The organism is Phaeobacter sp. G2 (assembly GCA_025163595.1).
In the GTDB taxonomy this organism is placed as follows: domain Bacteria; phylum Pseudomonadota; class Alphaproteobacteria; order Rhodobacterales; family Rhodobacteraceae; genus Pseudophaeobacter.
This window is the reverse complement of the sequence record CP104100.1, coordinates 3,012,765-3,031,670: the sequence shown is the minus strand read 5'-3', so window position 1 is coordinate 3,031,670 and position 18,906 is coordinate 3,012,765. Positions and strand designations below refer to the sequence as shown.

Annotated in this window: 22 protein-coding genes; 11 read left to right on the top strand and 11 right to left on the bottom strand. The window is 57.6% G+C overall.

The annotated features are described in order from the left end of the window. The first annotated feature begins 99 nt into the window (after positions 1-99). The 3 genes from N1037_14370 (at position 100) to N1037_14360 (ending at position 1,350) form a co-directional block, all read left to right on the top strand. Positions 100-501: a helix-turn-helix domain-containing protein gene (locus tag N1037_14370; GenBank protein ID UWS78450.1), complete on the top strand. Its 402-nt coding sequence runs from the start codon at positions 100-102 to the stop codon at positions 499-501. Positions 502-511: 10 nt separating this feature from the next. Then, on the top strand, positions 512-781 hold the full coding sequence (locus N1037_14365) for a succinate dehydrogenase assembly factor 2 (GenBank protein ID UWS78449.1): 270 nt from the start codon (positions 512-514) through the stop codon (positions 779-781). A 71-nt stretch (positions 782-852) separates the two neighbouring features. Next, positions 853-1,350 (top strand): winged helix DNA-binding protein, encoded by a 498-nt coding sequence (locus tag N1037_14360; GenBank protein UWS78448.1) that lies wholly within the window; start codon positions 853-855, stop codon positions 1,348-1,350. 270 nt (positions 1,351-1,620) lie between these two features. Here the strand turns inward: N1037_14360 and N1037_14355 are convergent, their stop codons facing one another. After that, complete coding sequence (locus N1037_14355) at positions 1,621-2,049, bottom strand: VOC family protein (protein ID UWS78447.1); 429 nt, start codon at positions 2,047-2,049, stop codon at positions 1,621-1,623. A gap of 322 nt (positions 2,050-2,371) precedes the next feature. Here N1037_14355 and N1037_14350 point away from each other — a divergent pair, with 322 nt between their 5' ends. After that, a complete protein-coding gene (locus N1037_14350; GenBank protein UWS78446.1) occupies positions 2,372-3,205 on the top strand; it encodes a thymidylate synthase in 834 nt (277 codons plus the stop codon). 84 nt (positions 3,206-3,289) lie between these two features. After that, the gene (locus N1037_14345) at positions 3,290-3,778 is read left to right on the top strand and encodes a dihydrofolate reductase (protein ID UWS78445.1); all 489 of its coding nucleotides are present in this window, start codon (positions 3,290-3,292) and stop codon (positions 3,776-3,778) included. A gap of 187 nt (positions 3,779-3,965) precedes the next feature. Here N1037_14345 and N1037_14340 read toward each other — a convergent pair whose 3' ends face one another. Beyond that, positions 3,966-4,184, bottom strand: coding sequence for a cold-shock protein (locus N1037_14340; GenBank protein UWS78444.1), 219 nt, complete (start codon positions 4,182-4,184; stop codon positions 3,966-3,968). A gap of 231 nt (positions 4,185-4,415) precedes the next feature. Between N1037_14340 and N1037_14335 the strand changes: the two genes are divergently transcribed. Then, the gene (locus tag N1037_14335; GenBank protein ID UWS78443.1) at positions 4,416-4,733 is read left to right on the top strand and encodes an arsenate reductase; all 318 of its coding nucleotides are present in this window, start codon (positions 4,416-4,418) and stop codon (positions 4,731-4,733) included. A gap of 89 nt (positions 4,734-4,822) precedes the next feature. On the opposite strand, the gene N1037_14330 is transcribed toward N1037_14335, so the two are convergent. The 6 genes from N1037_14330 to N1037_14305 all read right to left on the bottom strand — a co-directional run bounded on the left by N1037_14330 (position 4,823) and on the right by N1037_14305 (position 10,970). Continuing rightward, on the bottom strand, positions 4,823-5,386 hold the full coding sequence (locus N1037_14330; GenBank protein UWS78442.1) for a DoxX family membrane protein: 564 nt from the start codon (positions 5,384-5,386) through the stop codon (positions 4,823-4,825). 4 nt (positions 5,387-5,390) lie between these two features. Then, positions 5,391-6,176: a DNA-binding domain-containing protein gene (locus tag N1037_14325; protein UWS78441.1), complete on the bottom strand. Its 786-nt coding sequence runs from the start codon at positions 6,174-6,176 to the stop codon at positions 5,391-5,393. Further along, positions 6,173-7,063 (bottom strand): DUF692 domain-containing protein, encoded by an 891-nt coding sequence (locus N1037_14320; protein UWS78440.1) that lies wholly within the window; start codon positions 7,061-7,063, stop codon positions 6,173-6,175. Before N1037_14320 ends, N1037_14325 begins: the two co-directional genes overlap by 4 nt. A 207-nt stretch (positions 7,064-7,270) precedes the next feature. Continuing rightward, entirely contained in the window at positions 7,271-7,576 is a 306-nt protein-coding gene (locus tag N1037_14315) for a DUF2282 domain-containing protein (protein ID UWS78439.1), read from the bottom strand. A 234-nt stretch (positions 7,577-7,810) separates the two neighbouring features. Beyond that, positions 7,811-9,757 carry a threonine--tRNA ligase gene (gene thrS, locus N1037_14310; protein ID UWS78438.1) on the bottom strand — a complete coding sequence of 649 codons (1,947 nt, stop codon included), beginning with the start codon at positions 9,755-9,757 and terminating at the stop codon, positions 7,811-7,813. A gap of 205 nt (positions 9,758-9,962) precedes the next feature. Then, positions 9,963-10,970, bottom strand: coding sequence for a DUF4105 domain-containing protein (locus N1037_14305; GenBank protein ID UWS78437.1), 1,008 nt, complete (start codon positions 10,968-10,970; stop codon positions 9,963-9,965). Between the two features lie 195 nt (positions 10,971-11,165). Here N1037_14305 and N1037_14300 point away from each other — a divergent pair, with 195 nt between their 5' ends. The 3 genes from N1037_14300 to N1037_14290 all read left to right on the top strand — a co-directional run bounded on the left by N1037_14300 (position 11,166) and on the right by N1037_14290 (position 13,345). Next, positions 11,166-11,906: an alpha/beta hydrolase gene (locus tag N1037_14300; protein UWS78436.1), complete on the top strand. Its 741-nt coding sequence runs from the start codon at positions 11,166-11,168 to the stop codon at positions 11,904-11,906. A 70-nt stretch (positions 11,907-11,976) separates the two neighbouring features. Beyond that, positions 11,977-12,402: a VOC family protein gene (locus tag N1037_14295; protein ID UWS81370.1), complete on the top strand. Its 426-nt coding sequence runs from the start codon at positions 11,977-11,979 to the stop codon at positions 12,400-12,402. 199 nt (positions 12,403-12,601) lie between these two features. Beyond that, on the top strand, positions 12,602-13,345 hold the full coding sequence (locus N1037_14290) for an alpha/beta hydrolase (GenBank protein UWS78435.1): 744 nt from the start codon (positions 12,602-12,604) through the stop codon (positions 13,343-13,345). A gap of 86 nt (positions 13,346-13,431) precedes the next feature. Here N1037_14290 and N1037_14285 read toward each other — a convergent pair whose 3' ends face one another. Then, complete coding sequence (locus tag N1037_14285) at positions 13,432-14,004, bottom strand: DUF6151 family protein (protein UWS78434.1); 573 nt, start codon at positions 14,002-14,004, stop codon at positions 13,432-13,434. 4 nt (positions 14,005-14,008) lie between these two features. Beyond that, entirely contained in the window at positions 14,009-15,307 is a 1,299-nt protein-coding gene (gene phaZ / locus N1037_14280) for a polyhydroxyalkanoate depolymerase (GenBank protein UWS78433.1), read from the bottom strand. A gap of 145 nt (positions 15,308-15,452) precedes the next feature. On the opposite strand from phaZ, the gene phaC reads away from it, so the two are divergent. Together phaC and N1037_14270 are read left to right on the top strand one after the other, a co-directional pair. Continuing rightward, the gene (gene phaC / locus N1037_14275; protein UWS78432.1) at positions 15,453-17,258 is read left to right on the top strand and encodes a class I poly(R)-hydroxyalkanoic acid synthase; all 1,806 of its coding nucleotides are present in this window, start codon (positions 15,453-15,455) and stop codon (positions 17,256-17,258) included. A 130-nt stretch (positions 17,259-17,388) separates the two neighbouring features. Further along, positions 17,389-17,832 carry a phasin, PhaP gene (locus N1037_14270; GenBank protein UWS78431.1) on the top strand — a complete coding sequence of 148 codons (444 nt, stop codon included), beginning with the start codon at positions 17,389-17,391 and terminating at the stop codon, positions 17,830-17,832. A gap of 193 nt (positions 17,833-18,025) precedes the next feature. Here N1037_14270 and N1037_14265 read toward each other — a convergent pair whose 3' ends face one another. Next, the gene (locus N1037_14265; GenBank protein ID UWS78430.1) at positions 18,026-18,898 is read right to left on the bottom strand and encodes an NAD-dependent epimerase/dehydratase family protein; all 873 of its coding nucleotides are present in this window, start codon (positions 18,896-18,898) and stop codon (positions 18,026-18,028) included. Positions 18,899-18,906 lie beyond the last annotated feature (8 nt).

The window sequence follows — 18,906 nt, the reverse complement described above, 5'->3', positions numbered from 1 at the left end:
GGCTGCGGGTCCTTGTTTGAATGTTCTTGGCATCTGTCATAGGGTGCCACCAAATTGCGATCAAGCAGCATTGACAAAGAGCAGAAACGGAGATGGCAAATGTCTGACGAAACAACAGATTGGTTCGGACCAGAGGCAGCAACATTTGGCGATCGTGTCGCCGCCGCCCGCGAGGCCGCCGATATGACCCAGGCACAGCTGGCGCGACGCCTTGGGATCAAGAAATCCACTCTGATGGGCTGGGAACAGGATCTGTCTGAACCACGCGCCAACAAGCTGTCGATGGTATCGGGGCTGTTGAATGTCTCGATGTCCTGGTTGCTGACCGGCGAGGGCGAGGGGATGTCGGAACCCGCAGATGTTGATCTTGCGGTGGGCGATTTCGCCGGTGTGCTGAATGAGCTGCGCGCCCTGCGCAATGAGATGCGTAGCAATGCCGAACGCACCGCACGGCTGGAAAAGAAGCTTCGCACACTGGTGCAGAGTGCCGCGTCTACGTGAGGCTGATTGGATGACTGAAACGACGGAATTGCACGAACATCGCCTCAAGCGTCTAAAGATGCGGTCCATGCGTCGCGGCATTAAAGAAATGGATATTCTGCTCACCGCCTATGCAGATGCCAACTTGCCTGCGATGGATGCGGCCAAGCTGGATCTCTATGATCAGATGCTGCACGAGAACGATCAGGATCTCTATCAGTGGGTGACAGGGCAGGTTGCTGCCCCCAGCTCTTATGAGGCTCTGATCAGGGAAGTCGCACAAACCCATCAAACTAAATAAAAAACCAGCTTAACGCATTTTTGGGGAATTTTCTGCATTCTCTCCTGAGCAAACTCGAGTCGGAGATGCGAATGAGTATGGAAATGCCAATCGGCCAGCAGGACCGCAAAGGGTTCATGACTGGTTACCTTGAAGCGCTGGCACTGGTGGAGCGACTGCACCGGCTGTTGTTGGATGTTATCAAGGATGAGTTCGAACGCGTCGGCGTTCTGGAAATAAACGCAGTGCAGGCACTGCTCTTGTTCAACGTTGGTGACAATGAAGTCACCGCCGGTGAGCTCAAGAGCCGTGGCTATTATCAGGGCAGCAATGTCAGCTACAATCTGAAAAAGCTGGTTGAGCTGGACTATATGCACCATCAGCGCTGCGAGATTGATCGCCGGTCTGTTCGGGTTCGCCTGACGCCACGCGGTCGCGAGATCCGCGATATCGTCGCGGGCCTCTTTGCACGCCACGCCGAAGGCCTAGAGGGCAAGGATGTTATCAGCCGCGAAGGCATCGCTGACATCACAAGCTCGCTGAAGCGTGTGGAACGGTATTGGTCGGATCAGATCCGCTATATCTATTAAAAACAGATCTTTGGGTGCGGAAGCTCCCTGAGAAAAGACCTGGGTGGGCAAGAAATGCACCGCCCATATCCAAATAATCCTGATTCGGCTGAACACCAGTCGCATCTAGACTTGAAGAATTCGGGTTCGCTATAAAACGCACCGCAAAGTCCTAACTGGACTGGCGGTGCGTTCTTATATCTGCCTGCCTGTTATCGCAGAGGCAGAACGCCGGGGCTGGTTCTGCCTGTGGCCGGTTTTACCAGTGGCCTGTCTTACCAGTGGCCGGTCTTACCAGTGGCCTGTGTTTGCCATGCTGGACCAGGGCTCTGCTGGCTCCAGGGCCTCGCCATTTTGCAGCAGCTCGATTGAGATATTGTCGGGCGAGCGAATAAAGGCCATGCGCCCGTCATGGGGGGGGCGGTTGATGGTGACGCCGTTGTCCTGCAAAAACTGGCAGGTTTCATAGATATTATCGACCCCATAGGCCAGGTGGCCAAAGTGACGGCTGTCACTCGGCAGGCCCTCGTCGCCATCCCAGTTATAGGTCAGCTCTACCGGGGTTTCTTCCTGACCGGGGGCGGCCAGATAGAGCAGGGTGAAACGGCCCTTTTCGCTGTCGTAGCGCCGGGTTTCGCGCAGTCCCAGAAGTTCATAAAATGCTCTGGATTTTTCCAGGTCTTTCACCCGAACCATTACGTGCAAATAAGTAAGCGCCATGTGCGAGGTTCCTTGATCGTTTGACATCTCCTCACCCAAGGTGTGAGGGCGAAGATTTTTCGGAGAGTTTATTTTGCTTGGTACAACTTGCCGACACTATAGGCCAGATCCAATCGATTCGCAGGGCCGGAAGGTTTGGAGTTTCCACATCTAGGCGCCAGGACGTGAAGGCAGAACGGTGGCCACCGCCGCCTTTAGCGCCCTGTGTGTACTGCATGACTGTGCAGCTGGTGCCAATCCGCCGCTACGCATCGGCTTGTTATTTGGGGTCACTCCCCGCTATGACTGCAGGACAGGCATCGAGTGTCAAAGAGGGATCACTGTGCAGCAATATCACGCGGCCTTGCGCCAAATTCTGGAAACCGGGGTGCCCAGCAGCGATCGCACTGGCACCGGTACGATCTCTTGTTTTGGTATGCAGACACGATACCCTCTGGCGGATGGTTTTCCGCTGGTGACCACCAAAAAGCTGCATCTGCGCTCAATCATACATGAGCTTTTGTGGTTCCTGTCCGGCGATACCAATATCAAGTATCTCAAAGACAATGGGGTCTCAATCTGGGACGAATGGGCTGATGAAAACGGTGACCTCGGGCCGGTTTATGGCCACCAGTGGCGCAGCTTTCCAAAACTGGAGCTGGTGCCCGGCACCACCGGGGATGAGCCGCTCTATCGCGCTGGTTCGGTTGATCAGATCGCCGACCTGGTAGAGATGATCAAAACCAGCCCAGACAGCCGCCGTCTGATTGTTTCCGCCTGGAACCCTGGCGATGTGCCGGATATGGCGCTGCCGCCCTGCCATACGCTGTGGCAGGTTCGGGTGTTAGGCGGCAAGCTGCATCTGCAACTGTATCAGCGTTCGGCGGATATGTTTCTTGGGGTGCCCTTCAATATTGCCTCCTACGCCTTGTTGCAGGTGATGCTGGCCCATGTGACGGGCTATGAGCCGGGGGACTTTGTCCACAGTTTTGGCGATGCGCATATCTATTCAAATCATCAGGACCAGGTGGCACTACAGCTGTCGCGCAGCCCTAAGCCGCTGCCACAGATCCGGATCAAACGGCAGGTCTCGTCGATTTTTGATTTTACCTATGATGATTTTGAGTTCCTGAACTATGATCCCGATCCGGGCATCAAGGCCCCCGTCGCTGTGTAAAACTGCTCGTCAGGCGCCGCTCGCCTTTTGTCGTTTCATCCACCCCCACCGCAGGCGGGGCGCTGTTTCAAGGCAGACCGTAGAATGATTACCCTGATTGTTGCCCGCGACCGGAATGGTGCTATTGGCAAGGACAATACCATTCCCTGGCATGCCCCCGAGGATCTTAAGGCTTTTCAGCGTGAAACCCTTGGCGGGGCCATTGTCATGGGGCGCAATACCTGGGACAGTCTGCCGTTCAAGCCCTTGAAAAACCGCCTGAACCTGGTGGTGTCTTCCAACCCCGAGGCCGCAGATGAGGTGCATGGCTCAGTCGCTGAGGCCGTTGCAGCGGCCTATGCACAGGGCTATCGTCGGGTTTACGGGATTGGCGGCGCGGGGATTTACCGCGAAATGATGCAGATCGCTGATCGGCTGTTGATTACCGAGGTCGCGGTAGAGGTCGAGGGCGCAGATACGTTCTTTCCTGAGATACCAGAGGCGGAGTGGCAACGGCAGGGCTCCACCCAGCTGCGCCCCGCAGATCCGGCCTGCGTCATGGTGGAATATCTGCGCATCCATTCTGGCCGCTAAGAGGGCGCTTTACCCGTTCCTACCTAAGTCTTGACGGTCGGCTGGGAGGAGCGGATTTGAGCGTTGCTGAACGCAAGCTGCCTCCAAGCAACCGCTGAAGGGGCGCACTGTCGGCAACGCGCATGTGCAGAGGCTTGAACCAGCAGGCCGTGCGGTTGGGGCAAGGCCCCAGGGCGAGTCTCTCAGATTAGTTGGAGCTCTGAAGGGGTTTGATTTCTCCCGCCATTTGTCGGCCATCGCGCCCCTCGGTGAGCTCATAGTCAACTTTCATATTGTCAGCGAGACCGGTGAGGCCGGACCGCTCAACCTGAGAGATATGCACAAAGACGTCACTTCCGCCGCCGTCGGGTTCAATGAAGCCAAATCCTTTGGTTGTGTTAAACCATTTCACGGTGCCGCTTGGCATTTCCCGTGTCTCCTTCTACTTATGTATTGTTCTGGGGCAGCCCAGAGAATTTCGGGGTTTGCGACAGGCAGCCCATTGTTTTCAAACGTAGTCTGCTGACATGCAGGCCACACCAGTGCCGACCTGTGTGTCAGCCCTGTTGCAACTGTTGCATGCAGGGGAAATAAATCAAGTGGCTATGGGTATTCTTCTTTAGATTGTGCTCATTGCCACGCTGAGGAAGGAAGATTGATGATCCTTTATGGCTTAAAGAACTGCGATACCTGTCGTAAGGCGTTGAAACAATTGCCTGACGCGGGCCTGGTGGATGTCCGAAGCGAAGGTGTGCCAACAGAGCTGTTGGCAGAGGCGCTGGCGCAGTTTGGCGACAAAGTGGTAAATACCCGGTCAACCACTTGGCGCGGGCTGAGCGAAGATGAGCGCGCCGGCGCACCAATTGACCTGTTGCAACAGCATCCGACCTTGATGAAACGTCCATTGATTCAGACCGCTGATGGCCTGTTTCTGGGCTGGGACAAGGCAACACAGGCGGCCTTGCTGAAGGGGTGAAACCGCGGGGCTTTGGGGCGGTCGTGTTAAGACATAAAAAAGGCGCCGCTGCCGGGAGCAGGGCGCCTTTATTCGTGCTTTATGAAAGATTACATCGCCTCAGTTTCAAGGCGGCGCTTGATGATCCGGTCCAAGGACAGCGCACCTGCGCCTTTGATCACCAGAACGGCAAGAACAAAGACCCAGAACAGACGTTGATCCAGGATGATGCTATCCGGGAAGCGGTCGAACAGGGCGCCCAGGGTTTTTGCATCGGTGGCATTGTGGCCAATGACGTCGGTCAGCGACTGCACGATGACAAATCCGATCATTCCCAGCGCCGCCAAGCGGGTGAACAGGCCCAGCAGGATCAACAGGGGCAGGATGAATTCGGCATATGTGCCTGCCAGAACAACCAGCTGATGAAAGATGCCGAATTGGGACACATCATATCCCGCGGCTTCGAGCTGTTTGGGAAAGATCTGGGAGTAGGCGCCAATAGACGGGCTGAACAGGCCCAAAATGCCGTCGCCCAGCTTGGTCAGGCCAGAGTTCCAATAGTAGAGCAGCAAAGTGGCGGCAAAGACAAAGCGTGCCGCCAGCGGCAGCACCCAGGTGCCAGCCTTTTCTACCAGGCCAAAAACGGCGTTATGAATGGTGACAAGTGCGTGCATGTTGTTACCCTTTGCTTTCTTCAAGTCCAGTGATTGCTCCGCCCTGCAACAACAGGGTGAGTGGGGAGCTGAGGTCAAAATCAGTATCTAGGTCCTGGGCTTGGCCGAGGGCCTCGCCAATGCTGGCCCCCCGCATCAAAGCCTCAATCCAGGCGGCATCCGCGGCGCTGACCACCTGCGGCAGGGGGTCGTATTCGGGGCGGGTGATCACCACAGCCTCGGCGCCGGCCTGCGGTTTTGGCGCCTTTTCTTCTGTGTTGAAGCGCCAGATCGAATGGATCGGCCAGGGGGAGCGCAGCAGATGCAGCGCCGGGGCAAGACAAAGCCTGGCCTGCAACAGGCTCTGCTCTGACAGGCCAGCCAGCTGCAACGGGTCAATGGCTGTGGCATCGGCGGCGTGATAGGCGTGGCGCAGGGCCAGTTCCAGTCGGGCCACATCCCCAAGATATCCAAGATGATCCAGCTGCTGCATGCCTTCCAGAAAGCCGGGGAACTCAGCGCCATAGAACATCATCAGGGGCGAGCTGGGGGGATGGGCGCGCAGATAAAGACCGGATAATCCATCCATGTTTTTACGCCCCAAAAGCTTGGCAATCACCGGAAAGGCGCTGTGCATGGCCTCGGTCAGCGAAACCGCGACATTATTGCGGTAAACGGAAAACCGCCGACCTGCCGCTTCTGCCGCCTGATCAACCAGACCGGCGGGCACCGGCACGGCAGCATCCATCAGCGCTGTGATGAACTGGGCCTGATCGACCGCAGGTCCCTGGGGTTTTGTGGTTCTGCTCATGCCGGAACGTGCTGTGTTGCGGTGGCTGTGGTCGTGGTGGGGAGGCTGGCAAGGGCAAAGGCGGCGCGTTCCGCTTCAGCAGCCAGGGTGGGCCAGTCAGGAACATCTGTGTCCCATTCAATCAGCACTGGCTTGGGACCGGCGCGGTCAAGCGTGTAGTCCAGCAGGGACCAGACAGGATCGACCACGGCGTGGCCATGGCTGTCGATCAACAGCGGCCGTCCCTGATCATCCGTATCTTCGTCGTGCCCCCCGAGGTGGATTTCCCCCACCTTGTCCAAGGCGAAGGCATCAATATAGCCCTGCGGAGAGAACTCCAGATTGGTGGCCGAAACAAAGACATTGTTCACGTCCAGCAGCAATCCGCAGCCGGTGCGTTGGCTGATCTCAGCCAGAAAATCCGGCTCTGACCAGGTGCTCTCGGCAAAGGCGAGGTAGCTGGAGGGGTTTTCCAGCAGCATTGGGCGGCCGATCGCCTCTTGCAGCTGATCAATATGGCTGCAGACCCGGTCGAGCGTTGCATCGGTATAGGGCAGCGGCAGCAGGTCGTTGTAGAACTGTCCCTCATGGGTCGACCATGCGAGATGTTCGGAAAAGCTGGCTGGATTGAGCCAGCCCAGCAGGTGTTTCAAGCGGGCCAGGTGCTCTGGGTCCAGAGGGGCCTCTCCACCAATCGACAGACCAACACCGTGTACCGAGATGGCAAATTTTTCGGCCAGGTGGCGCAGCTGGGCCAGGGGGCGCCCGCCCGCGCCCATATAGTTTTCGGCGTGAATCTCCAGCCACTGTACCGGGTCAGCCTGTTCCATGATCTCAGCAAAATGCTGCGGTTTGTAGCCAACGCCGGGGGCATTGGGCAGGGAGGGAGCGGTGCGGGGGTGAAGCATGGCAGATCTCATATCAGTCGGACCCGAACCGGACAGATCAGGTCAAAGCAGGAGGAGGTCAGGAAAAAACATTTGAGCAAACAGCCACATGCGATGGTCTGCAGAGGGTGTCAGGCAGGGGGCCCATTCGGACAGTCAGGCGGCAAAGGAGGGAGCCAAGAGGCCAGCGTCGTCACTGGCCTCTTGGGGTTTGTTTAAAGCGCTGACTTATGCAGGCAGATCGCGCTCCAGGGCTTCCAGCGAGCCAGTGCGCTTGGTGCCATCGGCGAGGTCGGGCAGTTCGACATCGGCACAGGTGCCCGCGTCGACCAGGGTCCAGGCGTTGCCCTGATAATCAACGGTCGAGCTGCCGGCGCAGGTTGTGCCGGGACCCGCAGCGCAGTCATTTTGACCGGCAAGGGATACACCATAGCACTTTTCCTTGGTGGCGGCGGCGGCAGGCATGGTGGCAGCTGCGGTCAGAGCGGCGGCTACGGCACTGGCAACGGCGAAAGATTTGGAAGTTTTCGACATATCATGAATTCCTTTTGTGTTGGTCTTGCGCTGTTTTATTCGCTGTCTTGTTGACACCAAAAACCTAACCCGATGTGAGGGAGAGTTTAAGTCACGAGAGCGTGTCTCACGGCTGCGTCAGCCTATGTGACAAAAGCATACAGTATAGGTGTCTGAAAATAAATGAAATTAGCGGAATTCAAAGCAAAACGGCCCCCAGATGGGGGCCGCCAAATGCGCTTTTATGGGTAAATGTTACAAAAGGTCGGGCGCGGTCGCTTCGAGCTTTAGCGCCTTTGTAACATTTTCGAGACTGTCGACACGGGTCTGCTTTTCGCCAAGGCGGCGGATCGAGACGGTGCGCTCTTCCACTTCGCGATGACCAATGGCCAGAATCACCGGCACCTTGCCGAGGGAATGCTCGCGGACCTTGTAGTTGATCTTTTCATTGCGAATATCTGCCTCAGCCCGCACGCCTGCTGCCTGCAGCTCGGCCACGACCTCTTGCACATAGTCATCCGCGTCCGAGGTAATGGAGGCGACAACAACCTGGCGCGGGGCCAGCCAGAACGGCAGCTTGCCGGCATGTTCTTCGATCAAAATACCGATGAAACGCTCGAATGAACCCAGGGTGGCCCGGTGCAGCATCAGCGGGCGGTGCTTGTCGCCGTCCTGACCGATATAGCTGGCGTCCAAACGCTCCGGCAGGTTGGGATCGATTTGCAGCGTGCCGCATTGCCAGTCGCGGCCAATGGCATCGGTGAGCACGAATTCGAGCTTTGGCCCGTAAAAGGCGCCTTCGCCTTCCTGGATCTCGTAGTCATAGCCCGCCGCCTGAATACCCGCCGCAAGCGCCGCCTCGGCCTGATCCCAGCTTTCCTCGCTGCCGACCCGTTTTTCGGGGCGGGTGGAGAGTTTGACACGCCAGGTCTCAAATCCGAGGTCCTTGTAGACCTTGGCGAGGAAGGAGACAAATTCCTTGGTCTCGGATTCGACCTGATCCTCGGTGCAGAAGATATGGCCGTCATCCTGGGTAAATCCACGCACCCGCATGATGCCATGCATGGCACCGGAGGGCTCGTAGCGGTTGCAGGAGCCGAATTCCGCCATGCGCAGGGGCAGGTCGCGGTAGGATTTCAGACCCTGGTTGAAGATCTGGATGTGGCAGGGGCAGTTCATCGGCTTGAGTGCGTTCACTGCCTTTTCGCGGGCGTGGTCTTCGTCGACCTCAACGATGAACATGTTTTCCTGGTAGTTGTCCCAGTGGCCCGAGGCCTCCCACAGCTTGCGGTTCACCACCTGCGGGGTGTTGACCTCGACATAGCCGTGGCTGTCCTGCATGCGGCGCATGTAGTCCTGAAGCTGGGTGTAGACGCGCCAGCCATTGGGGTGCCAGAACACCATGCCGGGGGCTTCTTCCTGCATGTGAAACAGGTCCATTTCGCGGCCCAGCTTGCGGTGGTCGCGTTTGGCGGCCTCTTCCAGCATGGTGAGATGGGCCTTGAGTTTTTCCTTGCCGGTAAAGGCCACGCCGTAGATCCGTTGCAACATGGCGCGGTCACTGTCACCGCGCCAGTAGGCGCCGGCGATCGACATTAGTTTGAAGGCATCCCCCGGCAGCTGCCCGGTGTGCTGCAGGTGCGGGCCACGGCACAGATCCTGCCAGTCGCCATGCCAATACATCCGCAGAGGCTCGTCGCCTGGAATAGCGTCGATCAGCTCGACCTTATAGGGCTCGTCATTGGCGGTGTAAAAATCAATGGCGCGCTGACGCTCCCAGACCTCGGTCCGCACAGGCTCGCGTTTGTTGATGATTTCTTTCATCTTTTTCTCGATCACGCCGAGATCTTCCGGGGTGAAAGGCTCTGCCCGGTCAAAGTCATAGTACCAGCCGTTTTCAATGACCGGCCCAATGGTAACCTTGGTGTCGGGCCAAAGCTCCTGCACGGCGCGGGCCATGACATGGGCGAGATCGTGACGGATCAACTCATTCGCCTGGGGCTCATCCTTGAGGGTGTGCAGGGCAATGGCGGCGTCGCCCTGTATTGGCCACTGCAGGTCCCAGTGCTGGTCGTCAAGGGTGGCTGAAATGGCCTTTTTCGCCAGCGAGGTGGAGATGTCGGCGGCAACTTCGGCGGCGGTGATGCCGGCCTCATAGCTGCGTGCGTTGCCATCGGGAAATGTGAGAGAGATTTGGGCCATGGTTTGGCTGCTCCTCGTCGGTTTGGCGCCCACTGAACGCCCGGTTGCGGGTTATGTGATGAGGCTGATTTCGCAGGTGCGCCTGGCCCTGTCAAGATCGGGATTGGCAAGAGTGAGGTCGGTAGGATGTGGAGCAACCAAAAGGCCGAGGGGCCAATTGAAACCCTGGGGGCTGGTTCTCCAGATCCTGGGCAGTATTCCTGGTTTATTTGTGCAGTGGGGAGGGCACGCCCCGGCGGATGATTTGGGAATAGTCGGGGGTGATGCCATGCGCCTGAGCACGCGCAGTGATGCGCCCCTTTTCGGTCAGCTCCTGCAGCGGTAGGCGACTGTTGAGAACGCCAGCGTCATAGGCGTACTCAGGCAGGTAGCCATTGGCGATGACCCGCCAATCCAGAGGCACATCGCCCACAATAGTGCGGATCATTTGAAACACCACAGTGGTACAATTGGTAAAGAGCGAATTGTACCACTGGGGCTGTGCTGCCAGTTGGTTGGCAGCTGTCACATAGTGCAACAACAGGGCGCGGGCCTTTTGCGGGCTGGTGTTTGTGCGGTAGAGCTGGACATCTTCGCCCCGAGCGTTGGTGCGGGTGCCCAGCAGGTCACGCTCATCTGCGGCGATGAGCGACAGGGTGTTGGTTTTGAACATATCGGCCAGGGGAGAAAAGCCCCCACCGATCTGGCGGCGGACCTCCACGGACCAGGCGAGCTGTTCGCCATCGGCAAAGCCAAAGCTGATGATCATATGGGCGATGGTTTTGCCGGACCAATAGGACAGGAAGAGATCGACGCTTTCCAGCTGGTCGAGGTCGTAACTGCGGGTTTCCCAGTTGGCGTCAAAATCCGTCGGGCTGCGCCAGGTAAAGTTGCGGATGTTCTCCAGGGTGAGAGTTGAACCGCTGAGCTGCCCGGTCACCTGACGCTCCACATCTTTGGCCCAGTTTCGATCCGCCGGCGGCGTGAGGCTGATCCACCAGGTGATCACCGCTGCCAGCGCCAGACAATAGGTGGCAAGGCCACGCAGCCGCCGGGGGCGGAAGAGACCAAGGATCACGGCCAGCGCCAGCAGGGCAAATCCGGTGGCAATAATCAGGCGCGTGGCGGCGCCAAACGGCAGCCTGTACCACAGGGCCAGTGCGGCCCAGCATCCGGACAGGACAATCGTCAGGCAGAGCACAGCAAGGCCGCCGCGGTAAAATATCTGTGTCATAGTAGATCCTTGGAGGAGCCGCGAGCAGGGGCTGGCCATCTGCTGTAACCTAGAAGCTCTGGACCAAGGGGGCAAGGCTGGCCGTTGTCCGGTATGTGGGTGTAACCGAGTGGCGAGGCTGTTTTGACAATTGCAGCCTTGCCCATTGCGTGACACATCTTGATCCGACAAGCACCAATGAGGGAGAGCATAGATATGGCGGCACCAAAGTTTCTGACCACCGAGCAGGGGCGCTCGATTGCCTATCACGCGCATGCCGGAGCGGGGGTGACGCTTGTTTTCCTTGGGGGGCTCAAATCTGACATGGAAGGAACCAAGGCAATCCATCTGGAGGCCTGGGCCAAGGCAGCTGGGCTGGGGTTCTTGCGGTTCGACTATTCCGGCCATGGTGAAAGCTCGGGGCGCTTTGAGGAGGGCTGCATTGGAGATTGGCATGAAGATACCATTGCGGCCGTCTCTCATCTGACCACAGGGCCATTGCTGATTGTCGGCTCCTCCATGGGCGGCTGGCAGGCGCTGTTGCTGGCCAAGGTCATGCCAGAGCGTATTCAGGGCATGGTGACCGTGGCCGCGGCGCCTGATTTCACCGAAGACGGCTATTGGGCCAGCTTCAGTGCAGCACAGAAGGCTGAGCTGGAGGCACAGGGGTACGTTGAGCTGCCCAGCGACTACATGGAGCCATACCGCATCAGCAAACGCATGATCGAAGATGGGCGCAATCGACTGGTCCTGCGGCAGCCGCTGGACTTGCCCTTCCCGGTGCGCTGTTTGCAGGGGACGGCGGATACAGCCGTTTCGACGGACACCGCGCTGCGGCTTTTGCAGCACGCTTCCTGTGTGGACATGCGGCTAAACCTGGTGAAGGATGCGGATCATCGGTTTTCGGATGACGCCTGTCTGAAATTGATCGAAACATCCATATCCGAGTTGCTTTAGCCGGTTGTCCGTTGGGGCTGGTTCCAGGGACCGACTGCGCAATACTGAGTGGAAAGGAGAGGTCATGAGTATGGAACAACGGGTGAGTTTGATCACCCTCGGGGTGCCGGATGTGGAAAAGGCTGCCGCCTTTTATGCCGCGCTTGGCTGGCAGGCAGCTGACAGCCTGGATGGCGTGGTTGCTTTTGATCTGATCTCGCAGACGCTGGGGCTTTATCCTCTGGACAAACTGGCAGAGGACATCGGACTGCCGGTTGAGGCTCTGGGCACTGGTGCGATGACGCTCAGCCACAATACCCGCAGCCGCGAAGAGGTGGACGATTTGCTGGCGCTTGCCAAGTCGGCAGGCGGGGAAATTCTGCGCCCCGGCGGCGAGGTGTTTTGGGGTGGCTATATCGGCTATTTCAAAGCGCCCGGTGGTCATATCTGGGAAGTGGCGCATAACCCGTTTTCACCGCTGGCCGACAATGGCGCGTTTCGCTGGAATGGCTACTGATTTTTGCTCGGCGGTGCCCCAACGCCATTGGGGGCTGCCGGAGATCTATGTTTGGTTGTAGAGCAGGAGGGGATTTCTCTTGCTCCCAAAGGCAAGTCACCGCAAGAGTGAGTGTGAAACGCGCGAGATTGATTTGACATTTCAGCGGCTATCCAAAGCAGAGAGTGTTTGCGGATCAACGCGATAAAGGTAGGACGGCATGGAACAAGCAGGGAATTGGGGGCGCGAGCCGGTGGTGTTTTTGCCGGGTATGATGTGTGATGCGCGGGTCTTTACGCCGCAGCTTCAGGCCCTGTCGGTACAGGCTCCGGTTATGGTGGCTCCTCTGCATGGTGGGGCGCGGGTCGACGATATCGCGACGCATATTCTGTCGATGCTGCCCGCAAAATTTGCACTGGTTGGCCTATCTATGGGCGGGATCGTGGCGCTGGAGATTTTGCGCCGTGCCCCGGAGCGGATCACCCGGCTTTGCCTGATGGCGACAACCCCATTGTCTGAAACGCCGGATCAGGCCGCCATGCGCGAGCCCTTGATCGTCAGTGCCCGTACCGGGGGGCTGGAAAAGGCGCTGCAGCTTTCCTTGCCGCCAGAGGTGCTGGCGCCGGGGGCGCGGCGGCTCGATGTCCTCAATCTGGTGCGTGCGATGGGGCTGGATTTGGGGGCGGAGCTGTTTGTTGATCAAAGCCGGGCATTGCAGCGCCGGCTTGATCAACAGGCGACAGCGCGGCGCTGTCAGGTGCCGACGCTTATTCTTTGTGGGGAATATGACCGCCTGACGCCGGTCAAACGGCATGAATTCCTGGCGGAGTTGATCCCCCATGCCAAGCTTGAAATCATTGCCGGCGCTGGGCATTTGCCAGGGCTGGAGCAACCTGAAGCGGTCAATCGCGCACTGTCACAGTGGCTGGCTACCCCGGCCAAGGCTGGCAGAATCGGAGCCTGAGCTTTAACCGCCAACTTGAGAGGTGCCTAGTGCGCAGGCTGAGCGATCAGGTGGGGACATCCAAGCGGTGGCCCTCAATCGGGGCCCTATGGGTAGAGCTTGGCGCGGGCCTCTTTTGACAGCACCTCTGGCTCTGCCACCGGCTTGCCGGTTTCCACATCAAAAAAGGGCGTTTCCCGCCAAAGACCAGACAGGCGTGCGGTTATCATACGGGAGAAAATTCCGTAGACCATGCGCGCCATGCCTTTGCTACGCGGCGGCTTGCCTGGGCGCGGGACATGGGCCTCGGCCTTGACCTTGCCCAGTGCGTCTTTGTCATCAAAGATATCTGTCCGCAGTCCGGCAAAGGCCAGTTGCGGTTTTGCCAGCGTATTGGCAAAGGGTGTGCCACAGCAGCCAGCATACCAGCGAAACAGGCCTTTGGGGCCAAGGCGCAACAGGCGCAGGTGCTCTGCGCCTTTGCTGATGGTGATGGCCTGCGGTGCCAGTTGAAACAGGTCGACACCTTCAACCGGGTCGGGCCTATGATGATAGAGCTCCGCCGCGCGACAATCCGGACAATGGCATAAAATTCGCAGTCCGGATTTTTGCCCCTGTGCTGAAACATGCCCGGCAAAACTGCCGCAGGAGCAGGAAAAGTCAAACTTCCCGTTGCTCATGGTATCAGCTTTTTACAGCTGAGAGTTTGGCCTGACCCTTGGTTGCCTTGGGTTTTGCAGCGGCTTTGGGTTTGCGGCTGTTTGCATCCATGAAATCAATGACCAGGGGGCGGATATTGTCGCGCCAACTGCGGCCGGCAAAGATGCCATAATGGCCGGCACCTGGTTCCACATGGCTGGCTTTTTTGCTGTCCGGCAGGCCGGTGCACAGATCCAAGGCAGCAATACACTGGCCAGGGGCCGAGATGTCATCATTGGCACCTTCAACGGTTTTCACCGCCACATCGGTGATCGCGCCCATATCAACCTTGTGGCCATCAACGATGAACTCATTGCGGGCGATCTCACGGGATTTGAACACCCGCTCGACGGTGGAGAGGTAGAACTCTGCCGTCATATCCATCACTGCCAGATATTCATCGTAAAAGCGATTGTGGGCATCGTGATCCGAAGCTTCGCCACGGCTGGCACGCTGGATCTGATCGCTAAAGGCCTGCGAGTGACGGTCCATGTTCATCGACATGAAAGAGGACAACTGCAGCAGGCCGGGATAGACCTTGCGGCCGACGCCTTTGTATTTGAAACCAACCCGCTGGATCATGGTTTCTTCCAGCTGGCCCATGGTGACGCGGCGCCCAAAGTCGGTGACCTCTGTAGGGGTGGCATCCGGGTCTACCGGACCGCCAATCAGGGTCAGCGAAGAGGGCTGTGCATCAGGGTCCTGCTCCGCCAGATAGGCGGTTGCCGCCAGGGTCAACGGCGCTGGCTGACAGACCGCTACCACATGGGTGTCGGGGCCAAGCTCGCGCATGAAATCAACAAGATAAAGCGTGTAATCTTCGATGTCGAACTTGCCAGCAGAGACCGGAATGTCGCGGGCGTTATGCCAATCGGTGATATAGACTTCACAGTTCACCAGCAGGCTGGTGACGGTGGAGCGCAGCAGGGTTGCATAGTGGCCAGACATCGGTGCAACAACAAGAACCTTGCGGGGCTGTTCTTTGCGTCCGGCGACACAAAAGTGAAGCAGATCGCCAAAATCGCGTTCAACAACCGGGGTGACTTCGACCAGATGGTCTTTGCCGTCCTCACAGGTGAAGCTGTGGATGCCCCAGTCGGGTTTAACGGTCATACGTTGAAAGGTGCGCTCGGTGACTTCGCCCCAGCCGGCCATCCAGCTCAGTGCTGGGTTGGGGATCGCTGAAAAGGCGGGGTAGGAGGCCATCGACAAGGCACTGGCGCCCAGCCATTGGTTCATATTCCGGGCGGTTTCCATCAAGTCGTAAGACATCATAAAACGCATATGGCTTTCCTTTTGTCTGCCCGCCGATTTAAATCCCACAACTGGGGGCGGAAATAATGCAGGGCCTCGGACCTTTCGTCGCTTTGGCGTAACATGGGGTTACCAGTATTCTGCACAGCAGAAAGAGTATGGGGGATTCCTTAAGATGACAACAAGTGACGCGCTGGACCATGGCACTTCGCCAGAACACCTTGAACGCCTTAAGGAAAATATGGAGCGAGTTGACCAGCTCTCTAAGAAAATGGTCGAGATCATGGCCAATCGGAAAGGGCACAACCCTGGTTTGGACGGTCCGAATCAGGAGCTGTTTGCACGTGCAGCAACCTCTTATTGGGCCGAACTCCTGCAAAATCCTGCCAAATTGATGGAAAAGCAGGTCGAGTTTTGGGGCAAATCTGTGCTGAACTTTGCCGAGGCCCAGAAAGTTCTGGCTGCACAGGGCCATGACGACACCGCGCCACAGACATCGCAAGACCGCCGGTTTGGCAATCCGATGTGGGAAAACAACCCCTATTTTAGCTTTGTAAAACATCAGTACCTGACCAATGCCGAGGCAATTCGCGAGGCCGTGGCCCAGGTCGATGATCTGGACGCCATTGATCGTCACCGGCTGCAATATTTCTCCGATCAGATCATCAACATGATGGCGCCGACCAATTTCCTGCCCACCAACCCGGATGCGCTGGAAAAGGCGCTGGAGACCGAGGGCACCTCTTTGATTGATGGGTTGCAGAACCTGGTCAACGATCTTGAGTCCAACAATGGTGAGCTGGTGGTGCGACTGGCGGATGAAACCGCCTTTGAGATCGGTGGCAATATTGCCACCAGCCCCGGCGAGGTGGTCTATCGCAATCGGATGATGGAGATGATCCAGTATCACCCGACCACCGAGACGGTGCACGAAACCCCCATCGTGTTGTTCCCGCCCTGGATCAACAAATTCTACATCCTCGACCTAAAAACGCAGAACAGCCTGATCAAATGGGTGACGGAACAGGGCTATACCCTGTTTGTGGTCTCCTGGGTCAATCCCAACCGGGACTATGCCGATGTCAGCATGGAAGACTACATCGAAGAAGGCTTCCTGACCGCCTTTGAGAAGGCCAAGGAGATCTGCAAGGTCAAACAGATCAACGCCATCGGCTATTGTATCGCGGGCACCACGCTCAGCCTGGTGCTGGCTTTGATGAAAAAGCGTGGCGATAAGTCGGTAAAGTCGGCAACGCTGTTTACTGCGCTGACGGATTTTTCCGATCAAGGGGATTTCACCCCCTTCCTGCAGAACGATTTTGTCGATGCCATTGTCGAGGAGATTGGCGAGGACGGTATTCTGCCCTCCTACATTATGGCGCGCACCTTCTCGTTCCTGCGGGCCAATGATCTGGTCTATGGTCCGGCCATCCGCAGCTATATGCTGGGGGAGACGCCGCCCGCCTTTGACCTGCTGTATTGGAACGGCGATGGCGCCAACCTGCCGGGCAAGATGGCAGAGGAATATCTGCGCGGGCTGTGCCAGGGCAACCAGTTTGCCGATGGCGGTTTTGAGCTTTTTGGCGAGACGCTGCATCTCAAGGATGTGGATATCCCGCTGATGGCGATCACCTGTGAAACGGACCACATCGCGCCCTGGCGCAATTGTTACAAGGGTGTGCAGCAGATGGGGGGGCGCAGCAAAACCTTCATCGTATCGCAGTCCGGTCATATCGCTGGCATCGTTAACCCGCCCAGCCGCAACAAATATGGTCACTACACCAACGATGACCTGAAACTGTCCCCCGAAGCCTGGATGGAAGGGGCGACCTTCAACGAAGGCTCATGGTGGCCGCGTTGGGAGAGCTGGCTGAAGAAGCGCTCTGGCAAGCAGGTTCCGGCGCGCACCCCTGGTGATTCGAATAATCCAGTGCTGGAACCGGCTCCTGGCAGCTATGTGCGTGTCCGTGCAAATGATTGATTTTGTGGATTTACGGTAATTTATTCTGCATCGCAGCATTATTTTCTTGAAATGCTGCGATGCAGAAAGTATATATTCCTCATGCTGAAACGCGGGGTGGTCCCGAGATGCAAACAGAGGAACCAGTACAATGGCTAAGACCCAAGATTTTACCGCTATGATGAAAGACATGATGGGCGCATTTCCGGTGGATACATCCGCCATGGAAGAAGCGTTCAAAAACACTGCCGCGCTGAACGAAAAGCTGAGCGCAGTTGTTCTGGGTGCTGCTGAGCAGTCCTCGGAAATCTCCAGCAAATGGACAAAAGACGCCCTGGCAAAGATGTCCGGCGTTTCCAAAGCTCAGACAGATCCTTCTGAGTATGCAAAATCGGCAACCGATTTCGCCAGCGCCTCTGCTGAAGTTGCCGCTGAAAACATGGCCGCTTTTGCTGAAGTTGCAAAAAAAGTGCAGATGGAAACCGTTGAACTGCTGATGGCCGCAGGCAAAGACATGGGCGAAGAAGCCTCTGCCGCTGTCAAAAAAGCGACGTCCGAAGTGACCACTGCCGCTAAAAAAGCAGCCGCTAAATAAGCAGCCCAACTGGGCTGATCACGAAGAGCGGGATCACGGCTCCTCCCTGCATATGATCCCTCTCTTACGTGTCCAAAAGGGCAGGTCGTTTGACCTGTCCTTTTTTGTTGTCGCCGGTATGTCCGACCAAACCGCATGTCCGACCAACTGGCTACCCAATCAGACTGGCTTCACGGCCAAACTGGTACAAAGGCTAAAACGCCGCCTGGGTGAAATCACTGATTTCTGGCTGCCAGCCACAGGCGGTCTGGATCTTATCGGCCCTCATTTGCTGATCCAGGGTTGGGCCCTCGGCCCAGGTGCCGTATTTAAACATCACATATTTGCGGTTGCGGACCACATAGGCCCCATCATGGGGATGCCGTCGAATGATCTCGTCCAGAATCTCGCGCAAGGGCACGCCGTTCTGGGCGGCAACATTGTAGTGACCGCAAAGCTCTGGGTGCTCTGCCAGCAGGCGATAGGCGCGGGCCAGATCCCGGCGATGCACCAGCGGCCAGCGGGTGTGAATACTGCCCCAAACCTCCAGCGGCAGACCCGTTGCTGCCTGTGTCAGCAGACGAGAAAACACACCGCCACCGTCTTCGTGATAGGTCATGGCTGGATGAACAATGCAGCTGTTGACCTTGGGGTCTCGTAACAACGCCAGCGCGTTTTTTTCCATCCAGGCAAAGGCCGGGATTGGCCGCCTTGGGCTGGTTTCAGAGGCGGCCAGGTCGCCGGTTTCCCCGTAAAGCCAACAGCCCCCAGTATAGAGCACCCGCAGGGGAGAACTGCGGTGGTGCGCTTCCTGTCTTATGGCCTCAATGGCGGCGGCATCGACTGCGCCCATGTCCTCTTCAAAACTTGTGGCCAGCTGGATAACCACATCCACTTCGCGCAGCGCCGCCCGCCAACTGGCCGGGCTCCGCAGATCTCCGCGCCAGGGCTGGGCGCCCAGAGATGCGAGCTTTTGGGCTGACCTGTCAGAGCGGCACAGGCCAGTGACAGTATGATTGTAGGCAACCAGTTCTGCGGTGACGGCGCTGCCAATGGAGCCGGTGCCGCCAAGGATCAAAATGTTCAAACCAGGAC